Genomic DNA, 18,923 nt, shown 5'->3' on the forward strand with positions numbered 1-18,923 from the left:
ATGACACTCGATACCTCCTTCATGCTGGAGCATGTGCCCGACTTCGTACACGCAGCCCTTGTCACGATCGGAATTGCTGGTGCGGCCATCGCTGCTTCTCTGCTCGTTGCCGTGTTCAACTCGATTCTCTTGTATTTCCGAGTACTGATATTAACTGCCATTGTACGTGCCTACATCGAAGTAGCTCGCAATACACCCTTGTTGATTCAATTGTTTTTCCTGTACTTTGCACTGCCGAGTATCGGAATTCGAATGTCCAGCTACACCACTGCCTTATTAGCGATGACGTTTCTCGGCGGCGGATATTTGACTGAAGTGTTCCGCGCTGGAATCGAAGCCGTCCCCAAGTCTCAGTTGGAGTCAGGATTGGCACTCGGGCTGTCTCGTTGGCAGTTGTTTCGTGACATCGTCCTACCGCAAGCGCTGCGAATTGCTACGCCGTCCTTATTTGCCAACTTTATTTTTCTACTGAAAGAGACGACGGTTGTATCTGCAGTTGCCGTGCCGGAAATTTTGTACACGACTACGAACTACATTGCTCTTTACTACAAAACTTATGAAATGCTGCTCATGATGACGGTCTTATACTTGCTGTTGTTCCTGCCATTATCCTTTGTGCTTTCTTGGCTGGAAAGGAGGTTCCAGCATGGCCAGTTCGGGACTTGATTTGCTTGTCGTATCACTTCCCCAGCTTGCTAAGGGGTTGTATCAGACAGGGCTTATCGCCATCTGGAGCATCGCGCTAAGCACGATTGGCGGCCTTCTATTCGGTGCCCTGCGCACCTCTTCTAGTCCGTGGCTGCGGTTGATTACCCGTACTTATCTGGAATTGTTTCGCTCTATCCCGATTTTGGTATGGCTGTTCTTTTTCTTCTTCGGGCTTCCAATCTTCTTCGGTCTGAATGTCCCAAGCTCTGTATGTGCGGTGCTGGTGCTGACACTATGGGGCATTACGGAGATCGGCGAGGTCGTGCGAGGTGCCTTGATCTCTCTTCCGAGGGGGCAATTGGAGGCGGGCAAGGCGATCGGACTCAGCACGGTTCAACTGTTCCAATACATTCTGTTCCCACTAGCGCTGCGACGCATGATCCCACCTACGATTAATGTGTACACGCGCATCATCAAGACGACATCATTGACCGTTCTAATCGGCGTAACGGAGGTGATTAAGACGGGGCAGCAAATCATAGAGCGTACAGGAGAGGCCGTCCTTATTTACGGTGCATTATTCCTACTTTATTTTATACTGTGCTTTCCGTTATCGGCCTTATCAAGAAGGCTGGAGCACAAGCTGCTTTCCTAATATCCAATGCTAATATCCTACTGATTGAATAGAAAGGAGGAAGCATTCATGCCCGACGCATTGCTTGAACTATCCAATGTCGGCAAGTCGTTCGGCAAGCATTGGGTACTGCGGGATATCAACCTGCAAATTGCTCAAGGGGAAGTGACCGTTATACTCGGACCAAGCGGCTGCGGCAAGAGCACGCTGCTTCGGTGCCTGAATGGACTCGAGACAACGCAGAGCGGCAGCATTCAGTTCCACGGTCAAGAATTGACCAGTCCAGCAACGCGCTGGCAGCACATTCGCCAACAGATTGGAATGGTGTTTCAAAGCTATCACCTATTCCCCCATCTGACGGTACTCGATAATATCCTCCTCGGGCCAATCAAAGCCCAGCGGCGCCCCCGTGTAGAAGTGATCGTCCAAGCCGAGAAACTGCTGGAGCGCGTCGGCTTGCTAGACAAGAAGGATGCATATCCCCGCCAACTGTCGGGCGGCCAGCAGCAGCGAATCGCGATCGTGCGGGCACTATGCATGAATCCCGAGGTCATCCTCTTCGACGAGGTGACAGCCGCACTTGATCCCGAGATGGTGCGCGAGGTGCTGGAAGTCATGCTTGCATTGGCGGAACAAGGCATGACGATGGTCATCGTGACCCATGAGATGGGGTTCGCCCGTGCTGTGGCAGATCGGATTGTGTTTATGGATGAAGGCCGAATATGCGAGACAGGAGCGCCGGATACTTTTTTTGCAGATCCTAAAACCGAACGAGCCCGGCGTTTTTTGGATAAATTTTTGGACATTGAAACATGGAAAAGGAGAGAGATTGGATGAAGAACAAATTGGGGCTCACATTATTAATGGTACTGCTCATGGTCGGGTTGTTGTCCGCATGCGGTTCAAGCAGCAGTGGAAACGATGCCAGCAGTGGAGCGAAGGAACAACCAACCACGGCAAAGCAACAAGAGAGCGGAAAATCATCGAGTGCCGATACCGGTGCCCTTAGCAAAATTAAAGAACGCGGCAAAATTCTCGTAGGTGTGTTCTCCGACAAGCCTCCATTCGGGTTCACGAATGAGAAAGGCGAGTTGGTTGGCTTCGATAATGACCTGGCAAGACGCTTCGCGAAGGATTTGCTTGGAGACGAGAGCAAAATTGAGTTCGTCGTCGTGGAGCCAGCAGGCCGTATCCCGTATTTGCAAAGCGACAAGGTAGATCTGATTGTTGCCAACATGACCGTGACCGATGAGCGCAAGGAAATTGTTGATTTTACAAACCCAAATTTGAAGGTGACCACACAGGTACTCGTAAATGATAAGAGCGGCATTAAGACGGTGGCTGATTTGAAAGGAAAGAAAGTCATCGTAACGAAGGGAACGACAGCGGATATTTTCTTCACCAAAAACTATCCCGACGTTGAACTGGTCAAATTCGAGAAAAACACCGAATCCCTGCAAGCGCTGAAAGACGGACGCGGCGACGGATACGCACAGGATAATTTCATCCTGCTCGCTTGGGCACGAAAAAATCCTGGCTTCTCCCTTATTCCAGAGAAGCTGGAGAAGGAAGCGCCGATCGCGCCAGCTGTCAAGAAAGGCAATAACGAGCTGCGCGATTGGGTGAATCAAGAGCTGGAGACGCTGGGAAAAGAGAAATTCCTGCTGCAGCTGTACGATAAATACGTGAAAGAAGAACTCGGCCCAGATGTCTCTCCAGACGATATTATCGTGGAAGGTGGACACTGGAAGTAACACAAGCACCGTACAATAGCATCCGAACATAGAACGAGGCTGCCTTGCCGTCATGATTAACATGACCGTAAGACAGCCTCGTTTTTTATTATTCCACAGCGAATAAATATGCCTGGAGACTATCTGCAACACACTCCATAATCAATTGAATAAAAGGCTCCAATTGACCTTGGACGCTTGCTTCCTCCAACGTCTCATAATATAGCATTCTGACAGCATCCGCCGCCTTCACAATGGCAGGAGGATATCCGTGCTTCATCAGAATTAGATTCATAAGGAGTCTTGCAGTTCGGCCGTTTCCATCTGAGAAAGGATGAATACATACAAATCTAAAATGGAATTCCGCAGCCAGCATCACTGGATGCATCAATCCTTGTTGATTCTCGTACCATTTCATGAGCTCTTCCATCTTCTCAGGAACAACCGTATAATGGGGCGGAACATGCTGTGAACCTGATATACGAACATTGACCATTCGATATCGTCCTGCGTCGTCCGCAATATTTTTAAGAACAAGATGATGAATTGATTTCACCACATACCCAGTTAGCTCCTGATCCTGACGAATGATCTCTTGAATGTAGGCAATCGCTTCAGCGTGGTTAATAACTTCAAAGTGCTCCCGAAGCTTTTTTCCACCGATCGTTAACCCCTGTTCGAGCACAAGCTTCGTTTCAAGCAGCGTCAGTGTATTTCCTTCAATCGCATTCGAGTTATACGTCCATTCAACACGGTATACTTCCTCTAAATTCCGAACGGCTTCGGCAGGTAGTGGTCGCAGCGAATCCAATCTATTCTTTAACTCATCTATCAAAGTAAGATCCACACCTATCACCTACCTTTTCCCTCTCTATTACTAGTATTATAACAAGTCTATTGCGTTTCTAGACATTCATTTATTCCAATACCCTCACTTCACCCCCAATATCTGATACAGCTCCTGAAGCGTACGAATTTCATAGGTTGGAACAATATCTGTTTCATTTGCTTTCCCTTCGGGATTGAACCAACAGGTATCCAGACCCGCCAGCTGCCCGCCCTTCATATCCGAGCTTAACGAATCCCCGATAATCAATGCCTGCTGCGGGTCAAAATGTGGAATGCGTGCGAACACAAAATCAAAAAATTCCTTCATCGGCTTCTGGTACCCTGTATCCTCCGATACGAAAATGCTCGTAAACATCGGATGCAGACCAGAATCACGCAGCCTTCGATCCTGTGTCTTAGACACACCATTCGTCACAATGTGCAGATCATACGCGCCGTGCAGTTTCGTAATTACTTCCATAGCCCCGTCAATGAGCTGATGTCCCTGTTCCAAATAGCCTCGATATTTTTGCTCCAACAGAACACCGTCCACTTCATGCCCATATTCCTTCAAAAGTAGAGAGAATCGAGTGTTCACCACCTCGTCGCGATTGATCTTTCCCTCTTCATACGCCCTCCACAATCCCTGATTCATCTGTTTATAATGGGCTTCCATTTCTTCTGTCAGCTCGATCTGCTGTCCTTCGGACAACAAACGCAGCGCCAGCTTCTCCGCTGCCTTGAAATCAAGCAATGTATCATCAACGTCAAATAATAATGTTCGATATATGCGCATCTTATCTCCACCTATCTATGTAATAGCCTGCTCTACAGGCTATACTTTCTATTTTATTTTCATATCCATCAACACTGCAAGCTGCTCTACATCTGCACGACTTGTGTGATATTCCCTCTATTTTCACGTGCGTGCATCTGTTGTACTGGATATAGGCTACACTCCTAAATGCTCCCATCCAGCCCTGCTGGCTGCACTTTTCCTAGCTGCTCGTCCTTCGTACTTCTCCAACTCACCATGACAATCCCTGTAAGAAAAGTTCTTTTCCCGCTTCCGACTGCACCTTATACTGGTATCAAACGTAATACGTAATAGGAAATAGGCACCAATAACATAACACACGACTGGAAACGGAGGATCACCGTGAAGAATGCAATACGATGGCTGTCCGCCATCATGATGATTGTCATGTTGCTTCATCCGGGAATTGTTCAGGCAGACGCTATTCCGAGCAAATCAGGCATAGTGCGCGATATAGCCAAGATGATTCCTAAAGAATCGATTCCCTATATCGAGCGAGCTGCCAAGGGGAAGCCCTATACGTTCTATCTCCTGACTATCAATCGTTTGGATGGCCAGGATGCAGCAGAATATGCAACCGAAGTATATCACAAATGGAAGTTGACAGCGGATGACATCCTCATCCTATTGTCTAAGGAAGATCGGCGCGTAGAGATGAACTTCAACAATCCGGCTTTGCAAGAGAAGATCGACGCACTGCCCAATGATGACTCGTCTCGCTCTAAGCTCAGCGCATTCGTTGACAAACATTTTATTCCAAAGGCGAAAGAGGGCAATTTCGCTAGGGCTGCTATAACGCTTATGGAAGCGACCAAACAATTGAAGCCTGTGCCGATTGTACCAACGCCTGAGAAGCCTGCTAAAGATCTCCCATCCGGCAACAAACCATCGAAGCCCGCATCGGAGAACGAAAGTCAGCCCGTAACTGTGCCGAAGGAACCGGAAGGTCCAAGTGCGCTCGTCCTTTTCTGGAACAGCATTCCGTGGCCTAGGGTCGGTATCGCAGCAGGCTTAGCTGCATTGTGCATCTTGCTCGTTGCATGGATGTGGCAGGTTCAGCGGCTGCGCAAAATTCGTACCCAAATTCCTGCCGTTATGGCCACGGTCAGTCAAGCGCTCGAGCGTGTGCACCACTACACTGAGCTGTATCAAGGCGCGACGCAGCAGCAAGCTGCGGCTATCGAGCAGCAATTAACGGCATCCATCATTGCGCTGGAGTCCAGCTTGAAGGAAATGAAGCAGATCAGCTTCGCCCACACGCTGCTGCCGAAATTCAAAAGCCAACTCGATGCGGCAGACAACGTGCGGCAAACGCGAGAAAAAGAAGCAGCAGAGCTAACGAAGCAAATTGATCAAATCGAGGTCACGGAGCGACAGCTCGTAGACAGCATTCGTGAAGCGCGAGCGCGCCTTCAGCAGCTCGAATACGAATATCGCCAAGAAATCAGTACACGCGGTTGGACGCTTGAAGCAATCGACCAACGCTACCATACGCTCGTCAGCCGTGTGCAAACCGTGGATGATATGGATACCTTCGATCCGATGGGCGCCAATGCCATCATGGATACCTCCAAGGCAGAAATCGAGCAATTGGCGCAGGATATCGCGTCCATCGCTCATTACGCCAATCTGTACCAGCAATTTCCGAATGAGGTAGCCAGCAGTCGCGCCCGCTTCGAAAGCATCGTACAAGAACATAGACTCAAGCTAATCCGCATCGATCCTTACGGTTGTCTGGAGCAAGCTAGAGACACGAATGAACGGATGCTGGAACAACTGCGAAGCGGCAAGATTTCGGAAGCTGTGCAATTGGCAGAACGCAGAGGCCAGCACCTGACGGATGCTGTACATATGACACAGCGGCTGGCAGATTTGAAGCTGAAAAATGCGGAGGACATCCAAGCGATCGCGAATAGATTTTCCAACCTGCCAGAAGAAGAGCGGCACATGAATGGGCTGCACCAGAGAATTAGCCATACCTACCGTTCCAACTACTGGAATCATGCTTGGGAACTGTATCATAACGGGCTTTCCGTCATTGCCAACATGCGTTCCAGACTGGACAATGTGCGTTCCCTCTCTTCGGAAGAAGTGCAGGAATACGAGATGGCTCGTCAGGAACTTGATGGCATACTGCAAGCTTGGCAGGATCAGGATCGCAATCAAAGGCAATATGAAGAACTTGTCATGAAATTGGATCAGGCGCTCGAACTAATCAACAGACAGATGAAGAGCGGTGAACAAGCTTACACCCGCGCCCAAGATGTTATTAAGCGCAATCGTCTCGTGCAAGCATGGCGATATGCGGAAGATTCTTTGATGAAGCTGGACTCCGGACTGAAGCAGTTGCTCGCCCAGCCTCCTTATGACATTGACTTACAATCAGAGCTAAGCTCACAATATGCACGCGAAGCGGAAGCCTACTTGCAAGATGTCGAGCGAACTGCCATTGTGAAGCGCGATGCAGAACGTACGATGAACGACATGGAAGCACGGTATCGTTCCACGTATCATCGTACAAACCGAAAAGTAAGATTATCTCACTTTGACTCCCAATATTCGCAGATCATGTCCTCTGCGAATGACTATATGTACCGCGGCGAATACGAACGCGCCAGTCAGGAAGCTGCTGCGGTGGCAGGCATTATTAGCGCTATGAATGCCGCCTATGATGCTGTGATAGCAGAGGAACGGCGCCGGGAAGAAGCCCGCCGGGCGGAGGAGCGAAGACGCCAAGAGGCTCGCCGAGCAGAGGAACGCAGACGCGATGAGGAACGACGCCGAGAGCAAGCCAGTCGATCGAGCAGCTATCGTTCCAACTCGAATAGCAACAGCTCAGGTGGTTCCAGCTCGAACAACTCCAATAGCTCGGGCGGGTCTAGCTGGGGAGGCGACAATAAGAATTCTTCCGGCGGATCGAATTGGTAGTAGCGGAAGTGAAGGTGCTCCTAACTTCAATTTTCAGTCTTTAATCTTCAACCTGCAATCTGCAATAACCTTTCACGCATACAAGGGCCACAACATCCACGGCAAAGTGGATGTTGTGGCCCTTCCTTCCTTTTCAACAAAAATCCAGAACGAACACTAAGCCAGCCCCTTCATCACCCCAGAGAAACCATCAACCCGCTACTTCAACACAACAAGCGATTCAGTGACCGTTGCCATCACATGTCCGTCTATCTTCTTATAGAAATCATTCCACTGGTATCCATCCTCTACATCCAGCATCGTATCCAGCGCGTATACCGTCAACGTATAGACATGATTCCGATCTGGTGGGGTTGGCCCTACGTAGCTCATCAACGCATCCCGACATTTCACAACTATAGCCCGACAACGAAGTCCTATCTAAAAAACCGCAGCAGATAGAGAATCTACAGCGGTTTTACTCTTCTCCCCATCTTAAATACAACAATACCGCCAACAATGATTAATACCCCAATCGCTTGTTTCCCCGTAAAAGGAACCTTATCGAGTCCAAGCAATCCCAAGGAATCGAACAACAGGGCAAAACTGATCTGGGACGCCATCACAATCGAGATCGCAAACGTCGGACCAAGCCGCTTCACGCCCTGTACCACACTAAGAACAACTCCAACCCCGATGATGCCGCTGAACCAGTACCATATCTTCATATTAGGCAAATCGAATAGCTGCTTGCCTTCCACGGCCAAGCCAATCGTAAATGAAGCCAGAAACCCCATGCCCAGTACAATGACCGTAGTCGTCCACGTTCCGATGCCCTCGTTTGCTCTGCTGTTGAATATATTTTGGATGCCCACAAGCGAGCCGGCTATGAGCGCCAATACTAAGCCTGTAATCATATGCGTCCTCCTCTCACTTTTCGTATATATTATGGCCTGCTAATGCGCGCAATTGTTCCCTGTCCTTTATCGAAATGAATCCTCGATTGCGCTCGACCAAACCTTCTTCGCAAAACTTGTGAATGACCCGATTTAGATGCCTATAGCTGGTGCCGATGAAATTGGCCACATCCCGCAAGCTTACGGCACGAAGCTGACCATTAAATCGCGAATCCGATTCATCATATGTGATGGACAAAAGATAACTCGCCAAGCGCGCTTCCACCGGATACATCAAATTAAAGCTCAAAGAATCGGATTTCATGCAAAACTTCGTCGTAATGAGCTTCAACAAAAATTGAAGCAGCTTTGCGTCTTCTTTCGCATACTGATGCAGCCAGCGGTAATGGACGACAATCATATGAACCGTTGACACCGCCTCAACCGTATTCATGAAGTCGATGCCTTGCACATATTCAATGTCCCCGACTGCTTCTAGTGCGGTTTTGAACGACACGATCAGTGCTTTGCCCTCTGTCGAGGTGTTATACACCTTAACCTTTCCCTTTACAAGCACGGATAAATACTCGGCTGGATCACCCTGCGAACAGATGAGTTCACCTTGATCATAAGTGTACAATGTCAAATGCGGCATTATCTGTGCATTAAAAATTGATGTTATCTGATGTATCTCCAAATAATGAGCCAGTTGTTCACGATCCTTGATCTCTTTCATAGCGCACCTTCACCCCTGCCGCAAAAAATTACAGCTTCAATATAATTACTCCAGCGATCATCATCCCGATGCCGATGAACTGTGCCAGCTTCATCTTCTGCTTCGCTACGCCGAACCATCCTTTGCTATCGATGATAAAGGTTACGCTGAGCTGAGCAATCAACACAACAGCGATCGTCAAGGTAACACCGACGTGATGAATGGACGTAATATTGCTGGAAATGATGATGGCCGCCAAGGCTCCACTCGTCAAATAGAGCGGCTTCACTTGCTTAATCTTTCGCCATTGACCGTCGCGAACAAGCAGGAGAAGAACGAAGGCCAATACGAATCCGGTAAACTGGGTAATCGTTGCTGCTTGCCACGTGCCAATATCTTGACTGATTCGGGAGTTCGCCACGCCTTGCAGCGTAATGAACGCTCCGCCTAACCATGCAAATAGGATTCCTGCCATTTTTCCCGCTCCCCTAAACTCGGATTTCGATTTCCTTATTATTTAAAATCAGACCCATGCCTCCGGGGAAGGACATATGTCCCAAGTGTATCAAAAAAGTAAAAAACAGCGTAGAGGCGGACTATTGCATCAGCATCCGCGTTCACGCTGATTAGGTAAACAAACCGCTATTGTATGTATGTCTTTCTACTACCTACTGATGGACGGCGCGCAGAAGTATTTTGCTTTAGAGCTAATCCTAGTAACGCAACATGTGTCTCAATTCCTCTATTTCTAATTTCTCTTTTCCTGAATCATAGTATCTTATATCCAAAATGGAATGATTGACCAATTTTGTGACTCATGTTAATATAAACACACTAAACTGTAAATTATAATTTACCGGTAAATTGTAGTGAGGTGTTTCGATGACTGTGACTAGTGTCTATAAAATTCAGACTCATGAGCAGCTAAAGGCAATTGCTGATCCTCTTCGGACGAAGATGCTTATGAACCTTGTCAAGCAAGAGTATACCGGGCAGCAGCTTGCTGAAATGCTGGGTATAACACGAAATAATATTTATTTTCACCTAAAGGAGCTGGAGAAGCATCAGGTGATTCATGTTGTCCGCAAAGAGGAGAAGAACGGTATCGTTCAAAAATATTACCGTGCAGTTGCGAGCCGCTTCATTCCAGAAGATCATTTGCTGCCGAGCATGGATCTGATCGAGACATCGCGACAAGTGTTCATGGAGACCGTCGAGGTCACCCGCACTAAGATTGAGAGCGCACCGGCTGCATCATTCGCTCTGAACAGCAGCAATATGGATATGCGTAAGAACATCGCATCCACCTATCAAGTGATGGCAACGGAAGAGAACTTCCACGCCTTCGTCGAAGAATTCAAGCAGCTGCTGGACAAGCATTTTACGAAGCATGAGAAGTATGGGAAGCAAGAGACTAATGAGACTAATGGGATGAATGAAGGAAATAAGGATCAGAATCGAGAGCAGGATGAGCGTAAACAATATGTCCCGCTGACAGAGAAAACAAAAGATCAAAAAAGCTACTATATTTCCTTGATCGCATTCCAAGATGACAGCGAAGAGATCGCCATTCAATGATTACATTCTTCACTTCCTGGAGGGATACCGCATGCAATCTAACACAGCAAATCGTGAGCAGCACGCAACAAAATATCCTATCGTTATAGACGATCCTTGGTTCACCGTCTCGAAGCTTGACGACTCCACGTTTGCAATCAGCGAATACGGGCATTGGGAGAGAGTTCATTCTTATCTGCTCATCGGCAGTGAACGAGCCGCTCTCATCGACACCGGACTCGGTATCGATGATATTACGCGAGTGACTAGTCAGCTAACCAGCCTGCCCATCACGGTGCTTACCACCCATGTTCACTGGGATCATATTGGCAGCCATGGCCAGTTCGAGCGGATTTACGTCCACGAACTGGAAGAAGATTGGCTCATTAATGGCATTAAGGGGTTGCCGATTGAGCAGATTCGCAAAGATGTGTCGCGTGATATTACGAGACCCTTACCGCCTACCTTCGATCCTGCTGCCTATACTCCCTATCAAGGCAAGCCAACTGGTCTGCTGCTAGATGGAGATACCATCGATTTAGGGAATCGTAAACTCTTCGTTTATCACACGCCCGGCCATTCCCCCGGACATATCGTCGTGCACGATACAAGCAGAGGCTACTTATTTACTGGCGATCTGCTGTACGATGAAACACCGATCTATGCATTCTATCCTACGACGAGTCCAGAAGACCTTGTGGCCTCCTGGCAGAAAATTTCGGGGATTGAGGGTATTGTACAAGTATTCGGCTCCCATAATCGGCTTGGGCTGGAGCCCGAATTATTAGGTGCGTTGAAAGAAGCGGCTGCAGAGCTGCGAGGGAAGGATCTTGTCCGCTTCGGAACCGGCGTTCACCAATTCCGTGGTTTTTCGGTTCAGTTCTAAGGGGCTGGGCGACTTTCTTATGCAAAAAAACGCTTGGGCAGATGCCCAAGCGTTTACTTAGCCTCTATTTCCTTCTGATTCCCAGCCTGCATGCGATAATTCCGGAATATCATCCCGTTCGCCTTCATCATGCCGAAATGTTCATAATAGGGAATCAGATCATCGTCGCAGCATAAATCAATCATATAGATGTCATCCAACGCTTTCAGCATTTGACTGACTAATTCTTTGCCGATCCCCTTGCCTTTATATGCTGGCAGCACTTCAAGCAGTGGAATATAGGCAGACAGTACACCGTCACTTATCGCCGTGATAAATCCTACGACCTGACCCGTTTGTTCATCCATCGCTAGAACCACTTTGCTGCTGTTCTTCAATAACCGCAGGTGAGTTTCCGGGCTTGGCGGATTCGGCCAATCTACAAAAAAGCCTTCCAGCATTTTATCTGTAATTCCGTCGACTGAGTGTTTGTATATCATATTCGATCATCTCCTCATGTAATTGGTCTGAGGTAGATCGACAATATCAATAGTAAAGTAACAAACCAATACCCTCCGTATCATCATAAGAAGCACTATACACCATAATACGGACGATTCATACATTCCGCAACCATAATTTTCTTCTCTAGCCTGCCTTCTGCTGGCTATGCTGTCCAATGGGCCGGCCGAGACAGCCTTCCCGGCAGTTGAGTATGCAAATCTCCCTTCGCTGCGTTAATCTGTACCTGAGTCAGAAAAATACTGTCTCTCAAATCCGCGCCGCGAAGATTTGCATCGCGCAAGTCCGCTCCGATGAGATCGGCTACACTCAAATTCGCATGCTGCAAGTCAGCCGCGATCAGATAGGCTCCTCTTAAATCTGCCCCTCTGAGATCAGCTGCTTTTAATTTCGCACCCATGAGATCGGCTCCGCGGTAATTTTTCCGTCTCTCCTTCGAATTACCCTTCAGAATGCGATGCACGTCCATCCAGACCAGCTCACTCGTTTGCAATAACAGCCTATTTACATTTGCGCGATGTGCGTGAACATCCACCTTCAGAATTTCATCTGCACGGAGCTCTGTCAGACGTATTGTCTCCTCCACCATCATATTAAGCTCTTGACGAATGGAACGCGCTGCCTCTAGCACAAGTGCTTCATGTAAATACCACAGCATTTCGTGGAGCTGATGCATAATCGGAAAGACGTTATACATGGTTTTCGCTCTCTCCGAGCTTTCTCGCCAATCAATGCCTTCAAACGTAATCTGCGACACTTTCTGTCCTGCGCCGAAGCACTCGAACACGGTGCACCCTTTACATCCTCGTTCCCGCAAATTCGCGTGAATTCCGCACCGATAGTCAGCTTGCAAGTTCGAGCAGGGTACTCCCGCATCCTTGCTCATCGCAAAATCAGCCGAAACAGCAAATGGGAGCGCAACACAACAAAGCCCGAAGCAATTCTCGCAATTCGCCCGCAGGTCGTCCCAATGTATATTCTTAAGTGCATAATAGTAATCTCGGTTTTCCTCTAGCAAGTAGAGCACCTCCGATGTGCTAATAATCTGAGACGATTATAACGGATGTGCTTGGTACTTTCTAGCAAAATGTTAATAGCGTCATTTTCTACATTACCGTCAAGTTCGTTCATACTCCACTGCCCTCAATATTGCATGATGGCTACGCCCGCGGCTTGAGACAAACTGTCTTGTGTAATGTCCAGCTCTTTATAGCTTCTAATCTGCTGACCGGATGCTGCGAGAAATTTATCTACCTTATCAAAAATCAGAAATCCTAGTGGACGGAGCGCCTTCGTACGGTAATGCATCGGGATAGTTATCGTTGCCTGCAATTGGCGCATTAACTGAGCAGCTTCCTCTCCGTTAATGGTCATTCTTCCGCCTACCGGAGCCATAAGAACGTCTACCTTGCCGATTGCTTGGCTTTGCTCTTCAGACAATAGATGACCCAGATCCCCACAATGACAGATAGTCAGGCCATCGACTTGAATGCGGAATACAATATTATCACCCTTTTTCGCGCCGTTCACTTTATCATGAAAGGTCTTAAAGCCGCTGATCAGCACCTCACCGTCACCATAGGAGTATTCCTTCGGCTCATTCACAAGCAAGTAATCGCCAACCGCTACCTGAATCTGATTATGATCGCGATGTTCATGCGTAACCAGAACAATATCCGCTTCTACCTCAGGCATTCGATAACGAAGCAGACGTCCGTATGGATCAATCAAAATCCTTGTTCCTGCCTGCGAAGTCAATAAAAAAGCCGATTGCCCGAACCATTTGATTCGCATAAACATACCACCTTTCATTTATAGAAGCCGCTTCCGTCCTTATTGATCTGTTATATTCTTAAGATATTTCCCTACCCTGTCGAAGTCAACTGGACTCTCTCGTTTGCAATCCCTTCCATGCCGTGATTGCCCGATAGCAATATATATGCGCGTCTCCCCTTCGGCAAAAACCGATCGGACACCTTCCATTTGCTGCTAGGTGTGATAAGCTGAATACCGAATACATAGTACAAAATGTTATCTTAGAGTCAAGTGAATCGCACTCCAACTCTTCCAATGTGTCTGAGGCTGCGAAACAGGGTTGCTAGGCTCTATGCAAGTACATGATCCAATATAGTTAGCAATAAAAAAGTAACTTCCTCGCAAGCACTGCTCTACAAAAGAGAGCTATCAACTAGTAGATAAGGGATCAACGTACAGGGAGGATCAACATGACCAAGCAAAGCAAAATTCGCATGGCATCACTTTTTGCAATACTCGTTCTGATCTTAACAGCTTTATTTATGTATGGGTCTACACAGCAGGAAGAACCAGCCGCCACTTCAAGTGCTGCTCAAGACGATATAAAAGAGGCAGCTTCTGTACCACCAGCCAAGACATTAGAAGATTGGGCGCAACAATATAAAGATATAAAACTAATAGACGCTCACAATCATAGCGCATCAAATCGGGCATACGATTGGAAGCTAGATATGATGTGGGATAAATACGGTGTGGATCGTATCGTACTATTTGGAAACGTATCCGAACCAAGTGCTGTCGGAACAGATAAAATCACATGGAAGGCCTATCAGCAAACCTGAATAATGCTATAACAATAGAGTCGAGGGAATCCGCAATTGATTCAGCAAAGAGAAAAATAAATGCCCTTCGCTCTTGCGTAACCGCTTTATTAAATGGAACGGATGTGCCTTGTCCATTATGTTCTGTCAATACGGTAGCGTTTTGTAAAACTTGTGGAGGCAATAAGTATATTCCGACAGTCCACTCTGTGCTACGCAATTTAGTTCATTCAGAACAAACTTGATAGCAATCTATATTGGAGAAATTCAAATCTCATGGATGTAGACAAAATAATTAGTTAGGTTTAATAAAATCAAGGAAGTAGTTTCCCTATTCGTCGATTTTGACGAGTAGGGAACATAATTATATTATGATTGAATTTAACTCTGGTTTAACAAACATCTACGAGCTCACCCGCTCCAATCTTCTTGAGTTAATCGATAATAATGAAATTTTATCGTCTCGATCACATTGTAGGAAATTTATACAGCACTTTGAACTTTGGCCACATGAAAAGCAAAACTACTATATTGCCGTTGAAGTAATGAGATGGATTCCAAACTCTCCCGACATAGGCTACTTCGCTACTCAGGATAAGTTCGTGAGCATGCATTCCTTTAAACCTAGTGAATGTATCTTTTCAGCATTTAGTGTTTATGAGCATATCCTTATAGAGAACAGAACCTCACTAATCCCTTGTACAAATAAGGGGGGGAGATGTTGGGCATTAAAATTTGATGATTTAGTCATTGAGACTAGCAAAACAGCTGAAATGGCTATCTGTAAATCCTCAATCATCATAAATTACATTCTTCGGACAAAGTGTGCATAGAACAGTTAAACATAAATGTAGGATAAACTTGAAGTAAAGGCGAGGTAACAAGAAGAACGCATAGAATTAACAAAGCGGTCTTTTCGTTTATACTTGGCATATCTGGTTACATCCAAATAGTTCGACACGTACGTCAGCATATGCATGGGTAGTCTATGGCTTCAAAACCTTGTTGAATATTCTAGAGGAATTGACATACTCTTGCCTTAACCTTAACCTAGAAACAGACATCAAGTTGACCTAAGTAAAGATAAGATGATCGGGTGGCGATTTTGATGAACTTAGAAGTAAACTATCACAGTTCTCTTGGAGTTACAAAAGACAAGCTGGATCCTATTCTCGCAAAAATGAGAGAATAGGATGAGGGGCGATGGAGAGTTATTGCCTGGACAAGCTCCCTTTCAGAAGCTTCCTAGCATTATTAGGCCGGCAAGCGCATTAAGTAAAATATCACTACCTACATTACCGATTATTGGGCCTGTTGTGTCTGTGGTATTGGGTTGGCCTGTGTGGATTACTGTTTCCATTGGTATAGCCTTCGTATTTATAGTGTATTTCATATTGGTACAACAATACATAAATAAAATGATCTCAATTGCTAGTCCAGAATTTCATATAGGAGCTCTAAGGGCTAAGCGCCCAAATGAATATGAACTATGGAAACCAATAATCAACTTCAATACTTCATTTAGTTCGTTATATGATTTCATCAACGCAACGATGAATTCAAAAGATGGTCAAGCAATAAAAAAAGCTATAGATTTCGTCAAAGGTCAAACCGATATATTGCAAGACACTAAAGATTCACAGGATTTATCGATAAAATATTTAGAAGAGGAGATTGAGAAGCACGAGATAGCAATCAGCTATCTCGTCGGACTTATTAAAGACACGAATAAATCTCTGTTCCGACTTGTAAATGGATGTATGAACTATCATGAACTTGATTTTGTTTGTTCATATACAATTTACGAGATTCGTAATGGTACGCTTGTCAAAATAGTTGACAAAGGTACAACTGGCAGCAGCCCAAAGGAGCTTGAAATCACAAAGGATAATGCAGAAGTTTACTCTGTAGTAGATGTTGCAATGAACCCTGTGAAGTAAAATATAATAACCCGTATCCAGGACGTACTGTTCTTTCTACCTATATGAAAATGGAGAGCGGGAGGGACTGGATATATAATTTCCACTTTGATGAGAGTAATGTTAAAGCATTGTATCTCGCACTTGGTGGTGATATTATAGAAATAAAAGAAGTCTACCGATTAATTCACGCATTCTGTCTCATACTACAGAGGACTTCTTTATCTGGAAAGGAGGGTACTCTCAATGTTGATGCAGTATCAGATGGAAGTCAAACCGCAGAAGGTTGAGATACACTCACAAAGAGAGCTATTACATCTTAACCGACAAAAAAGAGCACAGGTTCTTAAAGCAATCCAAGAGATCACTTTGGCCCAAAGAGAAATTGCTACCGCAGTAGAGTTTAAATCAACTACTTCAAAAAAATAAATCCCGTGTTTGATAGCACCTTTGCCTAGGCAAAGGTGTTTTATTTTTGGAGCTGATAAGTATACATTTACTATGAAAAACCGACAATGCTACTAATTAAACCTCAGATTATATAGGAGGGCTAGGGCATTGGATAATAAATCAAAAATTATTTCGTACAACAAAAAACCTAAGAAAATACATTTAAAAGAACAAGCTCAAATTCTAAAAGAGAATCGAATTAAAAGAAAAACTGTTTTAAATAAACTGAATAAACGATCGTAGTTACTAATATATTTTCTTCCTGATAAACGCTCGCCCGCTCTACGCAGCTGTCAGAAGGAAGTAATCTGTGGGATGCTGATTTCTGCAGCTGCTCCACACATTCCCCAACGGGGTACGGGCAGCACTACGACGCGGGTCCGGCCGACTTCCTCTGCAGCCGGAGCCTCTCCGTACTGGTGCTCTAGGCCGGGTGAATCTGACGAAAGAAAATAAAGTTATAGACTGAAAAATAGAGTATTAGACTAAGAAAGTATAGTTGTATACTAGAAAAGTATTATAGGGACGGCATACCGGTGACAGCGATGGCCGGTTTTACCCTGCTCGCGCTCCTGATCCTTCCGGATGCGGCCATGCTGCCGGGCGACAAGCCGGTAACGGCGATGGTCAAACATGACTGCAGCACTCAGTCTAATGTAGTGTAGTGCTTATGAAAAGTAAATAAGCCCATAACCGTATTTGGAAGCAAATTAATTTTCCTATTTATAAGGGTATGGGCTCTCTTTGATCCTAAATAAGGCAGTGTAGGTTCTTATCACTTATAAAACATCATCGTCTGCTAGTTGATCAGCCTGGAGTTCGAAATCTTCTAAATTAGCCGGAATCTTTAATCTTACTTTATTGCCTTCTAAAGTCACTCCCATTTTACTAGCATGTTTGACAGGATCGTACGTTTCATTGTTTTTAAGGCAAGAGTATAGTACATGGGCTATTTTGCCACAAACATGACCAATTGCTTTTCTCTTTGCCATTCCTCTTTCAACTAATCGCTTATAGTAAACACGAAAACTATTTTCGCTTATCTTCGGAGATAATAACAGAAGGGGCATTAAAAATAGTACTCTTCGAGTATCTCTAACGCCTTCGTATGTCTGCCTACTCTTAAAAACTGATGTGCCCGAGACTTTATTTTCAGCGGCAACACCAAGATATTTTTTGCACACTATGCCCAATAGCGGCCCATCTTTTGCCTAATGTCCCTCCCATATTCCCAGAACCAATTGAAGCGATTTTCATTTTATTTCTGCCCCCTTTTCTAATATCTCATTGTAGAAATCCAATTTCTCTCGCGTCCGCCCGATTATGCTTGCCAGCGCTAAGTACTGAGCCTCCATTTTGGCAAGATGCTCCGAGAGAATTTGCGTTCGGCTAGAGATAACTTCCTTTTCTTCAGCGGTTAACGGGAAAGGCCCAGATCATCAGTTGACTGGCAAGCTGAACTATTCGTTCCTGAGCGTCATCCAATATATCGGCATCGAAGGCTCGTTCGAGCGGCTGGAAGCGATCGCCGTCGCGCTGTGGGTCAGGGGCAATTTCGTTAAAGTGTCGGTATCGCTCTTCATTCTGTGTCTAAGCGTCAGCCTACTGTTCTGCATTCAGAACTACCGCGAGCTCATCGCCCCGCTCACGCTGCTATCAGCGATCGGCTCGGTCTGGATCTTCCATAACAGCGGCGAACTCCACGCGTATCTCGTCTTGATCTACCCGACCCTCGGGCTGATCATGCAGAGCCTCATTCCGCTGTAGCTTCTCCTGATCGACTGGGTCAGAAGCAAGGCGGGCGGCATGCAGCGGCGATAGCACAAGGCAACGGCTTGTCGCGCTTCATCGCGAAG

Annotated in this window: 22 protein-coding genes; 12 read left to right on the forward strand and 10 right to left on the reverse strand. The window is 46.2% G+C overall.

The genetic code is table 11. The features are described 5' to 3' along the window. From PBN151_RS02965 to PBN151_RS02980, 4 genes are read left to right on the forward strand one after another with little or no spacing between them, the layout of a single operon-like run. Nucleotides 1-666 (forward strand): amino acid ABC transporter permease, encoded by a 666-nt coding sequence (locus PBN151_RS02965; RefSeq protein ID WP_065290056.1) that lies wholly within the window; start codon nucleotides 1-3, stop codon nucleotides 664-666. After that, the gene (locus PBN151_RS02970; protein ID WP_072727585.1) at nucleotides 647-1,303 is read left to right on the forward strand and encodes an amino acid ABC transporter permease; all 657 of its coding nucleotides are present in this window, start codon (nucleotides 647-649) and stop codon (nucleotides 1,301-1,303) included. Before PBN151_RS02965 ends, PBN151_RS02970 begins: the two co-directional genes overlap by 20 nt. Nucleotides 1,304-1,351: 48 nt before the next feature. Next, on the forward strand, nucleotides 1,352-2,119 hold the full coding sequence (locus tag PBN151_RS02975) for an amino acid ABC transporter ATP-binding protein (protein ID WP_072727586.1): 768 nt from the start codon (nucleotides 1,352-1,354) through the stop codon (nucleotides 2,117-2,119). Next, nucleotides 2,116-3,036: a transporter substrate-binding domain-containing protein gene (locus tag PBN151_RS02980; RefSeq protein WP_072727587.1), complete on the forward strand. Its 921-nt coding sequence runs from the start codon at nucleotides 2,116-2,118 to the stop codon at nucleotides 3,034-3,036. The genes PBN151_RS02975 and PBN151_RS02980 overlap by 4 nt, the downstream gene beginning before the upstream one ends. Nucleotides 3,037-3,124: 88 nt before the next feature. On the opposite strand, the gene PBN151_RS02985 is transcribed toward PBN151_RS02980, so the two are convergent. Together PBN151_RS02985 and PBN151_RS02990 are read right to left on the reverse strand one after the other, a co-directional pair. Further along, the gene (locus PBN151_RS02985) at nucleotides 3,125-3,871 is read right to left on the reverse strand and encodes a Fic family protein (protein ID WP_083544831.1); all 747 of its coding nucleotides are present in this window, start codon (nucleotides 3,869-3,871) and stop codon (nucleotides 3,125-3,127) included. Nucleotides 3,872-3,946: 75 nt separating this feature from the next. After that, entirely contained in the window at nucleotides 3,947-4,639 is a 693-nt protein-coding gene (locus PBN151_RS02990) for a YjjG family noncanonical pyrimidine nucleotidase (protein ID WP_072727588.1), read from the reverse strand. A gap of 363 nt (nucleotides 4,640-5,002) precedes the next feature. Between PBN151_RS02990 and PBN151_RS02995 the strand changes: the two genes are divergently transcribed. Further along, nucleotides 5,003-7,588, forward strand: a complete 2,586-nt coding sequence (locus tag PBN151_RS02995; protein ID WP_072727589.1) for a TPM domain-containing protein — start codon at nucleotides 5,003-5,005, stop codon at nucleotides 7,586-7,588. A 198-nt stretch (nucleotides 7,589-7,786) separates the two neighbouring features. Here PBN151_RS02995 and PBN151_RS03000 read toward each other — a convergent pair whose 3' ends face one another. From PBN151_RS03000 to PBN151_RS03015, 4 genes are all read right to left on the reverse strand, one after another. Next, on the reverse strand, nucleotides 7,787-7,960 hold the full coding sequence (locus PBN151_RS03000) for a hypothetical protein (protein WP_083544834.1): 174 nt from the start codon (nucleotides 7,958-7,960) through the stop codon (nucleotides 7,787-7,789). A gap of 74 nt (nucleotides 7,961-8,034) precedes the next feature. After that, entirely contained in the window at nucleotides 8,035-8,484 is a 450-nt protein-coding gene (locus tag PBN151_RS03005) for a DMT family transporter (protein ID WP_072727590.1), read from the reverse strand. Nucleotides 8,485-8,497: 13 nt separating this feature from the next. Then, nucleotides 8,498-9,199, reverse strand: coding sequence for a Crp/Fnr family transcriptional regulator (locus PBN151_RS03010; RefSeq protein WP_072727591.1), 702 nt, complete (start codon nucleotides 9,197-9,199; stop codon nucleotides 8,498-8,500). A gap of 28 nt (nucleotides 9,200-9,227) precedes the next feature. After that, on the reverse strand, nucleotides 9,228-9,653 hold the full coding sequence (locus PBN151_RS03015) for a DMT family transporter (protein ID WP_072727592.1): 426 nt from the start codon (nucleotides 9,651-9,653) through the stop codon (nucleotides 9,228-9,230). Nucleotides 9,654-10,060: 407 nt separating this feature from the next. On the opposite strand from PBN151_RS03015, the gene PBN151_RS03020 reads away from it, so the two are divergent. After that, on the forward strand, nucleotides 10,061-10,756 hold the full coding sequence (locus PBN151_RS03020; RefSeq protein WP_175560588.1) for a winged helix-turn-helix domain-containing protein: 696 nt from the start codon (nucleotides 10,061-10,063) through the stop codon (nucleotides 10,754-10,756). Between the two features lie 31 nt (nucleotides 10,757-10,787). Beyond that, nucleotides 10,788-11,621, forward strand: a complete 834-nt coding sequence (locus PBN151_RS03025) for an MBL fold metallo-hydrolase (RefSeq protein ID WP_072727593.1) — start codon at nucleotides 10,788-10,790, stop codon at nucleotides 11,619-11,621. 53 nt (nucleotides 11,622-11,674) lie between these two features. On the opposite strand, the gene PBN151_RS03030 is transcribed toward PBN151_RS03025, so the two are convergent. The 3 genes from PBN151_RS03030 to PBN151_RS03040 form a co-directional block, all read right to left on the reverse strand. Beyond that, entirely contained in the window at nucleotides 11,675-12,100 is a 426-nt protein-coding gene (locus tag PBN151_RS03030; RefSeq protein ID WP_072727594.1) for a GNAT family N-acetyltransferase, read from the reverse strand. A gap of 167 nt (nucleotides 12,101-12,267) precedes the next feature. Further along, nucleotides 12,268-13,140, reverse strand: coding sequence for a pentapeptide repeat-containing protein (locus PBN151_RS03035; protein ID WP_072727595.1), 873 nt, complete (start codon nucleotides 13,138-13,140; stop codon nucleotides 12,268-12,270). Nucleotides 13,141-13,265: 125 nt separating this feature from the next. Beyond that, on the reverse strand, nucleotides 13,266-13,916 hold the full coding sequence (locus PBN151_RS03040) for an MBL fold metallo-hydrolase (RefSeq protein ID WP_072727596.1): 651 nt from the start codon (nucleotides 13,914-13,916) through the stop codon (nucleotides 13,266-13,268). A 431-nt stretch (nucleotides 13,917-14,347) separates the two neighbouring features. Here PBN151_RS03040 and PBN151_RS03045 point away from each other — a divergent pair, with 431 nt between their 5' ends. The 4 genes from PBN151_RS03045 (at nucleotide 14,348) to PBN151_RS03060 (ending at nucleotide 17,046) form a co-directional block, all read left to right on the forward strand. Then, entirely contained in the window at nucleotides 14,348-14,719 is a 372-nt protein-coding gene (locus PBN151_RS03045) for a hypothetical protein (RefSeq protein ID WP_072727597.1), read from the forward strand. Between the two features lie 350 nt (nucleotides 14,720-15,069). After that, nucleotides 15,070-15,531 (forward strand): BC1872 family protein, encoded by a 462-nt coding sequence (locus PBN151_RS32475; protein WP_072727598.1) that lies wholly within the window; start codon nucleotides 15,070-15,072, stop codon nucleotides 15,529-15,531. Nucleotides 15,532-15,891: 360 nt separating this feature from the next. Continuing rightward, nucleotides 15,892-16,638 carry a hypothetical protein gene (locus tag PBN151_RS03055; protein WP_072727599.1) on the forward strand — a complete coding sequence of 249 codons (747 nt, stop codon included), beginning with the start codon at nucleotides 15,892-15,894 and terminating at the stop codon, nucleotides 16,636-16,638. 225 nt (nucleotides 16,639-16,863) lie between these two features. Beyond that, nucleotides 16,864-17,046 (forward strand): hypothetical protein, encoded by a 183-nt coding sequence (locus PBN151_RS03060; RefSeq protein WP_072727600.1) that lies wholly within the window; start codon nucleotides 16,864-16,866, stop codon nucleotides 17,044-17,046. An 800-nt stretch (nucleotides 17,047-17,846) separates the two neighbouring features. Here the strand turns inward: PBN151_RS03060 and PBN151_RS03065 are convergent. Then, nucleotides 17,847-18,260 (reverse strand): hypothetical protein, encoded by a 414-nt coding sequence (locus PBN151_RS03065; RefSeq protein ID WP_227774327.1) that lies wholly within the window; start codon nucleotides 18,258-18,260, stop codon nucleotides 17,847-17,849. A gap of 250 nt (nucleotides 18,261-18,510) precedes the next feature. Between PBN151_RS03065 and PBN151_RS03075 the strand changes: the two genes are divergently transcribed. After that, complete coding sequence (locus PBN151_RS03075; protein ID WP_175560589.1) at nucleotides 18,511-18,834, forward strand: GerAB/ArcD/ProY family transporter; 324 nt, start codon at nucleotides 18,511-18,513, stop codon at nucleotides 18,832-18,834. Nucleotides 18,835-18,923 lie beyond the last annotated feature (89 nt).

It is taken from the genome of Paenibacillus sp. NAIST15-1 (assembly GCF_001894745.1).
Classification (GTDB): Bacteria; Bacillota; Bacilli; order Paenibacillales; family Paenibacillaceae; genus Paenibacillus_B; species Paenibacillus_B suaedae.

Excerpts from the sequence above, each read along its gene's own strand:
- PBN151_RS03000 (WP_083544834.1), bottom strand. The coding sequence starts at position 7,960 with ATGAGCTACGTAGGGCCAACCCCACCAGATCGGAATCATGTCTATACG.
- PBN151_RS02990 (WP_072727588.1), bottom strand. The coding sequence starts at position 4,639 with ATGCGCATATATCGAACATTATTATTTGACGTTGATGATACATTGCTT.
- PBN151_RS03030 (WP_072727594.1), bottom strand. The coding sequence starts at position 12,100 with ATGATATACAAACACTCAGTCGACGGAATTACAGATAAAATGCTGGAA.
- PBN151_RS02975 (WP_072727586.1), top strand. The coding sequence starts at position 1,352 with ATGCCCGACGCATTGCTTGAACTATCCAATGTCGGCAAGTCGTTCGGC.
- PBN151_RS03055 (WP_072727599.1), top strand. The coding sequence starts at position 15,892 with ATGAGGGGCGATGGAGAGTTATTGCCTGGACAAGCTCCCTTTCAGAAG.
- PBN151_RS03040 (WP_072727596.1), bottom strand. The coding sequence starts at position 13,916 with ATGCGAATCAAATGGTTCGGGCAATCGGCTTTTTTATTGACTTCGCAG.
- PBN151_RS03015 (WP_072727592.1), bottom strand. The coding sequence starts at position 9,653 with ATGGCAGGAATCCTATTTGCATGGTTAGGCGGAGCGTTCATTACGCTG.
- PBN151_RS03020 (WP_175560588.1), top strand. The coding sequence starts at position 10,061 with ATGACTGTGACTAGTGTCTATAAAATTCAGACTCATGAGCAGCTAAAG.
- PBN151_RS03010 (WP_072727591.1), bottom strand. The coding sequence starts at position 9,199 with ATGAAAGAGATCAAGGATCGTGAACAACTGGCTCATTATTTGGAGATA.
- PBN151_RS02980 (WP_072727587.1), top strand. The coding sequence starts at position 2,116 with ATGAAGAACAAATTGGGGCTCACATTATTAATGGTACTGCTCATGGTC.
- PBN151_RS03045 (WP_072727597.1), top strand. The coding sequence starts at position 14,348 with ATGACCAAGCAAAGCAAAATTCGCATGGCATCACTTTTTGCAATACTC.
- PBN151_RS03005 (WP_072727590.1), bottom strand. The coding sequence starts at position 8,484 with ATGATTACAGGCTTAGTATTGGCGCTCATAGCCGGCTCGCTTGTGGGC.
- PBN151_RS32475 (WP_072727598.1), top strand. The coding sequence starts at position 15,070 with ATGATTGAATTTAACTCTGGTTTAACAAACATCTACGAGCTCACCCGC.
- PBN151_RS02965 (WP_065290056.1), top strand. The coding sequence starts at position 1 with ATGACACTCGATACCTCCTTCATGCTGGAGCATGTGCCCGACTTCGTA.
- PBN151_RS03060 (WP_072727600.1), top strand. The coding sequence starts at position 16,864 with ATGTTGATGCAGTATCAGATGGAAGTCAAACCGCAGAAGGTTGAGATA.
- PBN151_RS03025 (WP_072727593.1), top strand. The coding sequence starts at position 10,788 with ATGCAATCTAACACAGCAAATCGTGAGCAGCACGCAACAAAATATCCT.
- PBN151_RS02970 (WP_072727585.1), top strand. The coding sequence starts at position 647 with ATGGCCAGTTCGGGACTTGATTTGCTTGTCGTATCACTTCCCCAGCTT.